Origin of the sequence: Variovorax sp. Root318D1 (assembly GCF_001424835.1) — a bacterium.
GTDB lineage: Bacteria > Pseudomonadota > Gammaproteobacteria > Burkholderiales > Burkholderiaceae_C > Variovorax.
In genome coordinates this window covers 210,908-217,784 of the sequence record NZ_LMCQ01000002.1, presented here as the reverse complement: position 1 = coordinate 217,784, position 6,877 = coordinate 210,908, and the positions used below count along the sequence as shown (strand labels likewise).

The window sequence follows — 6,877 nt, the reverse complement described above, 5'->3', positions numbered from 1 at the left end:
AGGAGCGTCCGCGGCACATTCTCCTGAACAAGGTTCCGCTGTATGGCGGCGAGGACTACGTCACGACGCAGAACATCGGCGCCGGCTGCTTCGCGCCGGTGTACGTCTACAACCGCAAACACTTCATCGAGGAGATCGAGACACTGGGCTACACCCTTCAAGACCAGTGGGAGGTCCATGAGCGTTCGATATACCTGCCAGGGTTTGCCGAGCGCACTGTTCCGACCTTCAGCGGCCTGTACTTCAAAAGGTGAAGCGGCGCAACCCGAAGAAAGTCGGAGTGCCTTGCCTTATGCGACGCGAAAAAGCTGATCCGCCTGGGCCGGACTGGTTGGATCAGAAATCGCAGCTCCCCGTAGCGGCGCCGGTAAGGCGTCGCGAAGTGTGATTTTTCAGCCAAAGAGGAAACTAACTCATGCTCCCCGATCTGCTGCCCTTGCGTTACCGCGTCGAAGCCTATCGGCGCAAGTTTCTGGTCAATGAAACGGAGAACCTTTTCATGGGCTCGTTCGAGAGCTTTGCGGCCGCGGAGGCTGGCGCGCCAACTTCGAAGGCTGTCGGCTACAGCAACGCCAAGGCGGCTGGTGAGCTCTACAGCCATCAGATTTATTTCTACGACTACCCGGGCCTTTTCTGGCTCGGAAGATCGTTCGACGATGGCATGCGAAGCGTGTTCGACCTCGGTGGTCACGTTGGAATTAAGTACTACGCATTTCGCCGTGTTCTGCCTTTTCCCGAAGATCTTCGCTGGACCGTCTGCGATGTTCCCGGGGTGGTGCAAACAGGGAGAGAACTGGCCGTTCAGCGCGACGCAACCGCCCAGATGGACTTCACCACCAATTACAGCGATGCAAGCGGCTGTGACGTGCTGTATGCCTCCGGCAGCCTGCAGTATTTGCCGCAGCGCATCGGCGAAATCCTGGCCAATCTCGCGGTAAAGCCGAAACGGATCGTGCTGAACACGACGGCGGTGCACCCCGAGCGCACGCTCTACACGATCAACAGCATCGGCATTGCGTTCTGCCCCTATCGCATTCAGCACGTCGAGGAACTGTGGGCCGAGCTCAGGAACGCTGGCTACAAGCGTCGGGATGCCTGGCGCAACGAGGGCAAGCCGATCGAAGTGCCATTTGTCGAGGGTGGCGACAAGCCGTACTACGTGGGTTGTTGCTTCGATTTGGCCGTTGTAGCCACCAGCTAGGCGAAGTTTCTCAACACGTTGTCCCGGTCGAAGCCCAGGAGAGTGATGGTAGAGCGATGTGAAGAGGCCGACAGCGTCAATGTAGGACCCGGCCAGCGTTACGAGGTGATCTGGAAGACCTTGCGGCCTGGAAAATGGCTGGTCCACTGCCACATCCCGCACCTCACGACCGACAACAACGTCGAGCAGGACGAAGGCGGCGGGCTGATGATGTCCTGGAGGTGGAAGCCTGAAAGCAAGGAACAACACGAGGTTGGAGGATCTTGCGCCAGACGCTTGACCTTCACACGATGTCAAGCCTGACACTGGGATCACTTTCAATCAAGGAGTCTCTCATGCAAGAGTTCGTCATCCAGTCAATGTCCTGCGGTGGCTGCGCCAGCCGGATTGCTCAGGCCGTCAAGAATCTGGACGCTACGGCGAAGATCGAAGTCGACCTACCGACCAAAAGATTGCGTGTCGACAGCGCAGAGGACCGTGAGTCTGTGGCTGCGGCCCTGACGGAAGCGGGCTACCCGCCGAAGTGATTCACCCGGGACAGCGGCTTCAGTCGGCTGAATGGCCTTGGCGAGCGTGTGTGAACTGAGCGCACCGCCGCGTGGGATGCAGCCAATTCTTCGTTGGAGAACTCGAATGAACCCTACGCCTTCCAACCTGCATGAACACCACCAGGGGCATCACGGAGCGCACTCGCCCACCTCTGGAGAGCCTTCGCAGGAGACCGATTCGATTCTGAAAGATCCCATATGCGGGATGGCAGTGACCACGCGGTCCGCACACGTCTTGCAGCACGACGGCGGCTCGGTCTATTTCTGTAGTGCGGGGTGCAAAGCCAAATTCGAGGCCCACCCGGCCAGGTATGCGAAGGGCGGCGCGCAGCCGACGGCCCCGCTCGTGCTTGCGCCCGCGGCCGCGGCGCCAACCGAGTCGGCAGGCACCATCTACACCTGCCCCATGCATCCGGAGATCCGGCAGAACCATCCCGGCAACTGCCCCAAGTGCGGCATGACGCTGGAACCCGTGATGCCGACCCTCGATGAGGGCGAGGATCCCGAACTGCGCGACTTCAAGCGGCGCTTCTTCTGGACTCTGCCACTCACCATCGCGGTCACCGTGCTCGCCATGGCGGGACACCGCCTGCAATGGTTCGAGATGGCGACGCAAAGCTGGATCGAACTGGTTCTTGCCGTTCCCGTGGTGCTGTGGGCCGGGTGGCCTTTCTTCGAGCGTGCGGTGCAATCCGCGGTGAACCGCAGCCCGAACATGTGGACGCTCATCGGCCTGGGCACCGCCGCGGCCTTCATCTACAGCGTGGTGGCCACCGCGGCTCCGCGCGTGTTTCCCGAGTCGTTCATGTCGATGGGCCGCGTGGCGGTGTACTTCGAGGCGGCCGCGGTGATCATATCGCTCACCCTGCTCGGCCAGATTCTGGAACTCAAGGCGCGCTCGCAAACCTCGGCGGCCATCAAGTCGCTGCTGGGCCTTGCACCCAAGACGGCACGCCGCATCAAGGCCGATGGCGTTGAAGAAGATGTTCCCATCGCGCATGTGCATGTCGGCGACAAGCTGCGCGTCCGGCCCGGCGAAAAGGTGCCGGTGGACGGCGTGGTGGTCGAGGGTGCCAGCGCTGTCGACGAATCCATGCTCACGGGCGAACCGCTGCCGGTCACCAAGCGCGTCGGCGACAAGCTCATCGGCGCGACACTGAACACCAGCGGGTCGCTGGTGATGCAGTCGGAGAAGGTCGGCTCGCAGACCGTGCTCGCAAGCATCGTGCAGATGGTGGTGCAGGCCCAGCGCTCCAGGGCGCCGATGCAGCGCATGGCCGACCGGGTGGCCGGCTACTTCGTCATGGCCGTCATCGGCATCGCGGTGCTGACCTTCTTTGCATGGGGCTTCTTCGGGCCGGCCCCGAGCTGGACCCACGGGCTCATCAATGCCGTGGCGGTGCTCATCATCGCCTGCCCCTGTGCGCTCGGCCTGGCCACGCCGATGTCGATCATGGTCGCCACCGGCAAGGCGGCCACGCAGGGCGTTCTGTTTCGTGATGCGGCCGCCATCGAGAACTTCCGCAAGGTCGACACGCTCATCGTCGACAAGACCGGCACGTTGACCGAGGGCAAGCCGCGCTTCGAACGCGCGGCGGCCCTGCCCGGCTTCACCGAGGACGAAGTGCTGCGCCTCGCGGCAAGCCTGGACCAGGGGAGCGAACATCCGCTGGCGCATGCCATCGTGCAGGCGGCGCGCGAGCGCAGCCTTGCGCTGGCCACGGCGGACGACTTCGAATCCGCCAGCGGCATCGGCGTGAGCGGCAGCGTCGGCGGCAGGAAGCTGGCGCTGGGCAACACCGCGCTCATGGATCAGCTGGGCATCGCGGTCGGCGACCTCAAGCCGCAGGCCGAAGCCCTGCGCGCCGAAGGGGCCAGCGTGATGTTCCTCGCTGCGGATGGCCGCTTGGCGGGCCTGCTCGCCGTGTCCGATCCGGTCAAGGCCACGACCATGGAAGCACTGCAGGCGCTGAAGGCATCGGGCATGCGTGTGATCATGGCCACCGGCGACGGCCTGACCACGGCCCGCGCTGTTGCCGCCCGGCTGGGCATCGACGAGGTGCACGGCGAAGTCAAGCCCGCCGACAAGCTGGCGTTGGTGGACAAGCTGCAGCGCGAAGGACGCATCGTCGCCATGGCCGGGGACGGCATCAACGATGCACCCGCGCTCGCCAAGGCCGACGTGGGCGTGGCAATGGGCACCGGCACCGACGTGGCCATGAACAGCGCGCAGGTCACGCTGGTCAAGGGCGACCTGCGCGGCATCGCACAGGCGCGCATCGTCTCCGAGCAGACCATTGCCAACATGAAGCAGAACCTGGGCTTCGCGTTCGTCTACAACGCGCTGGGCGTCCCCCTTGCCGCCGGCGTGCTGTACCCATTCACAGGGTGGCTGCTGTCGCCGATGATCGCGGCGCTGGCGATGAGCCTGAGTTCGGCGTCTGTTATTACGAATGCGTTGCGGTTGAGAAGAGCAAAAAGCGATGCCCAGGGAACGGTGATGTCGCCAGCAAGGACAAAGCGGGGGTACAAACGGGGGTACAAAGGAGGGCGCGTGTGATTGACCCTTAGGATCCACGGGGGTTGTAGCCCCTCTTTAGATCGGTTTCGCCCGACCAAAAATGTGAACGCCTGCAATGACGTAAGTTGTTGCAGGCGTTTTGCTTTTGGGCTACCCCATGACAAAAGCCCCAGGCACAAATGGTTGAAGCGCCCATGCGCGGCCCGCCACCGGTGGCTACCGTGGTGCCATGTCTACTTCGACATGAACACCATACCCAGGAGCCAGCCAATGAAGGATTGCACATATCCACATGCCGCCCCGACTGCCCACCTGATTCGCCGCGTTGCACGCTCCACCGCCGTATTGGCCATCCTCCTGTCCTCGGCGTTGGCTGGGGCGCAAACAGGCGGCGGCCAGAAGGCGAACAAGAGCGAGATCCAGCGCGGCCGCTACCTGGTGATGATCGCGGGCTGCAACGATTGCCACACGCCCGGCTACGCCCCAAAGAACGGGGAGGTCGACGAGAAGCTGTGGCTCACCGGTGACGCCTTGGGCTGGTCCGGCCCATGGGGCACCACCTACGCGGCCAATCTGCGCTTGCTCATGGCTGACATGAGCCAGCAGCAGTGGGTGAAATATGCGCGAACCATGACGCCGCGCCCGCCCATGCCATGGTTCAACGTGCGCGCGATGACCGACGCAGACTTGAAGGCGATCTACACGTACACCCGCTCGCTCGGCCGCGGCGGCGATCCGGCGCCCGCGTTTGTTCCGCCGGGCACCAAGCCTGGCGGTCCGGTGGTGCAGTTTCCGGGATGAATGACTTTCGCCGCAGGAAGGCCTGCGGGAGAGCCAGTGCTTGCGTGAAGGTGTGAGGTGGCCTGCCCGGAGGGGATCGAACCCCCGACAACCTGCTTAGAAGGCAGGTGCTCTATCCAACTGAGCTACGGGCAGATTCCGGGCCGGAAAGGAAGGCCGAATTCTACCCACACATGACGCGCGAGCGGCTGTCGAGGCATGATGCTGCCAACTGCGATCTTCCGCATATGCACACTGCTGAACCCGCCCCTCGACCGCTCATTCCTTCGTGGTGGCGCCTCGGGGCGCTCGCCTATACGGCCGTGGGGGTGTTGTGCGTGGTTTCATCGGCAGCATTTCCCGACAGCGAGACGGCCCTGCTCGCGGCCATCGCGGGGGCTTTGCCGTGGTCGCTGGCGCTGCTGGCGCTCGATCTGGCGCCGGGCGTGGCGCAGACCGCGCTCGCCGTGCTTGCAGCAGGCTGGTCCATCAATGCGGCGCTCCTCTGGTGGCTGGCGCTCAGGCGCTCCGCGTCTCGGGCGTCGCCGCAGGACGACTGAAGATCCCTGCGTTCGCGCGACTGCGCGAACTGGCACCCGAATGCCTTTCGGTGCGATCATTTCGCTGTTCGATTTCGCGGCCCGGCCAACCCTCGCGCCCAACCCAGCCCTCGAAAGCTTGTCATGCTTCCTGATACCCAAGTCAATAAACCCCTGATCGGCCTTGCCGGCGGCCGGCAGTCGCTCGATACACCCGCGCTCCTGCTCGACCTTGGCGCGCTGACGCGAAACATCGAGCGCATGGCCGCGTTTGCCAAGGCGCGGGGCGTGGGCCTCCGGCCGCACGTCAAGACGCACAAGTCCGTGGAGATCGCGCGCCGCCAAGTGGCTGCGGGTGCCTTGGGCGTGAGCTGCGTCACGCTGGGCGAGGCGGAGGTGATGGTCAAGGCCGGCATACCGGGGGTGCTGATCACCTCGCCTGCCGTCACTCCGAGCAAGATCGCGCGGGTGGTCAAGCTGGCCAGGCTGGCGGGCCCCGGCGGAATGATGGTGGTGGTCGACGATCCGCGCAACGCGGCCGACCTTGCCGAAGCCACGCTCGGCCTGCCGCACCCGCTCGAGGTGCTGGTTGACTACGGCGCCGGCTACAACCGCACCGGCGCCGTCAGCGAGGCGCAGGTGCTCGACCTCGCACGCCGCATTGCGGCCGAGCCACGCCTGAAGCTGCGCGGCCTGCAGGCCTATGCCGGCAATCTGCAGCACATAGCCGACCGGCAACAGCGCAGCGCCGCGGCAGCCAGCCTGCGCGAAACCATTGCGCACATTGTGGCCGAGGCCAAACGCGGCGGCATTCATTTCGAGATCGTCACGGGCGCGGGCACCGGCACCCACGATCTCGATGCAGGACGCGACGCATTCACCGAACTGCAGGCCGGCTCCTACGTCTTCATGGACGCCGAATACACCCAAGTGCTCGCCGGCCCGGGGCAGCCTTCGCCCTTCGAGGTGTCACTGTTCGTGCAGACTGCGGTGGTGAGCACCCATGCGGTGGACTGGGTCACGGTGGACGGCGGTACCAAGTGTTTTGCAACCGACAGCGGCGTTCCGCTGGTGGCGCGTGGTGCCGATCCGGCGAGCCGCTACGCCTTCTTTGGCGACGAACACGGCAAGCTGCTGTTTGCCGGGGAACGGCCTGCACTTGGCGACCGCATCGAATTTGTCACGCCGCACTGCGACCCCACCGTGAATCTGCATGATGCGTACCACGTGGTTGACGGCGATACCCTGGTGGCAATCTGGCCGGTAGACGCCCGCGGCAGGCACTGAG

At 64.2% G+C, this 6,877-nt stretch carries 7 protein-coding genes, 1 tRNA gene and 1 pseudogene; 8 read left to right on the top strand and 1 reads right to left on the bottom strand.

The genetic code is table 11. The features are described from left to right. The 6 genes and pseudogenes from ASC78_RS27630 to ASC78_RS03590 all read left to right on the top strand — a co-directional run. Positions 1–254 (top strand): annotated as a pseudogene (locus ASC78_RS27630) (methyltransferase, TIGR04325 family); the annotation flags it as partial. 161 nt (positions 255–415) lie between these two features. Next, on the top strand, positions 416–1,201 hold the full coding sequence (locus ASC78_RS03605) for a TIGR04325 family methyltransferase (RefSeq protein WP_055796463.1): 786 nt from the start codon (positions 416–418) through the stop codon (positions 1,199–1,201). 42 nt (positions 1,202–1,243) lie between these two features. After that, on the top strand, positions 1,244–1,504 hold the full coding sequence (locus tag ASC78_RS28335) for a multicopper oxidase domain-containing protein (RefSeq protein ID WP_200934255.1): 261 nt from the start codon (positions 1,244–1,246) through the stop codon (positions 1,502–1,504). A gap of 32 nt (positions 1,505–1,536) precedes the next feature. Next, positions 1,537–1,728 carry a heavy-metal-associated domain-containing protein gene (locus ASC78_RS03600; protein ID WP_055796460.1) on the top strand — a complete coding sequence of 64 codons (192 nt, stop codon included), beginning with the start codon at positions 1,537–1,539 and terminating at the stop codon, positions 1,726–1,728. Positions 1,729–1,834: 106 nt separating this feature from the next. Further along, positions 1,835–4,309, top strand: coding sequence for a heavy metal translocating P-type ATPase (locus ASC78_RS03595; protein ID WP_235504978.1), 2,475 nt, complete (start codon positions 1,835–1,837; stop codon positions 4,307–4,309). A 231-nt stretch (positions 4,310–4,540) separates the two neighbouring features. Beyond that, positions 4,541–5,071: a c-type cytochrome gene (locus ASC78_RS03590; RefSeq protein ID WP_055796457.1), complete on the top strand. Its 531-nt coding sequence runs from the start codon at positions 4,541–4,543 to the stop codon at positions 5,069–5,071. Between the two features lie 58 nt (positions 5,072–5,129). On the opposite strand, the gene ASC78_RS03585 is transcribed toward ASC78_RS03590, so the two are convergent. Further along, a tRNA-Arg gene (locus tag ASC78_RS03585) sits at positions 5,130–5,206 on the bottom strand. A gap of 92 nt (positions 5,207–5,298) precedes the next feature. On the opposite strand from ASC78_RS03585, the gene ASC78_RS03580 reads away from it, so the two are divergent. Together ASC78_RS03580 and ASC78_RS03575 are read left to right on the top strand one after the other, a co-directional pair. After that, positions 5,299–5,610, top strand: coding sequence for a hypothetical protein (locus tag ASC78_RS03580; protein WP_157634372.1), 312 nt, complete (start codon positions 5,299–5,301; stop codon positions 5,608–5,610). 123 nt (positions 5,611–5,733) lie between these two features. Continuing rightward, complete coding sequence (locus ASC78_RS03575; RefSeq protein ID WP_055796451.1) at positions 5,734–6,876, top strand: DSD1 family PLP-dependent enzyme; 1,143 nt, start codon at positions 5,734–5,736, stop codon at positions 6,874–6,876. The last annotated feature ends 1 nt before the right edge of the window (position 6,877 follow it).

What these genes read in the sequence shown, in the direction of transcription:
- ASC78_RS03600 (WP_055796460.1), top strand. Translation starts at nt 1,537, where the DNA reads ATGCAAGAGTTCGTCATCCAGTCAATGTCCTGCGGTGGCTGCGCCAGC.
- ASC78_RS03580 (WP_157634372.1), top strand. Translation starts at nt 5,299, where the DNA reads ATGCACACTGCTGAACCCGCCCCTCGACCGCTCATTCCTTCGTGGTGG.
- ASC78_RS03590 (WP_055796457.1), top strand. Translation starts at nt 4,541, where the DNA reads ATGAAGGATTGCACATATCCACATGCCGCCCCGACTGCCCACCTGATT.
- ASC78_RS03595 (WP_235504978.1), top strand. Translation starts at nt 1,835, where the DNA reads ATGAACCCTACGCCTTCCAACCTGCATGAACACCACCAGGGGCATCAC.
- ASC78_RS03575 (WP_055796451.1), top strand. Translation starts at nt 5,734, where the DNA reads ATGCTTCCTGATACCCAAGTCAATAAACCCCTGATCGGCCTTGCCGGC.
- ASC78_RS03605 (WP_055796463.1), top strand. Translation starts at nt 416, where the DNA reads ATGCTCCCCGATCTGCTGCCCTTGCGTTACCGCGTCGAAGCCTATCGG.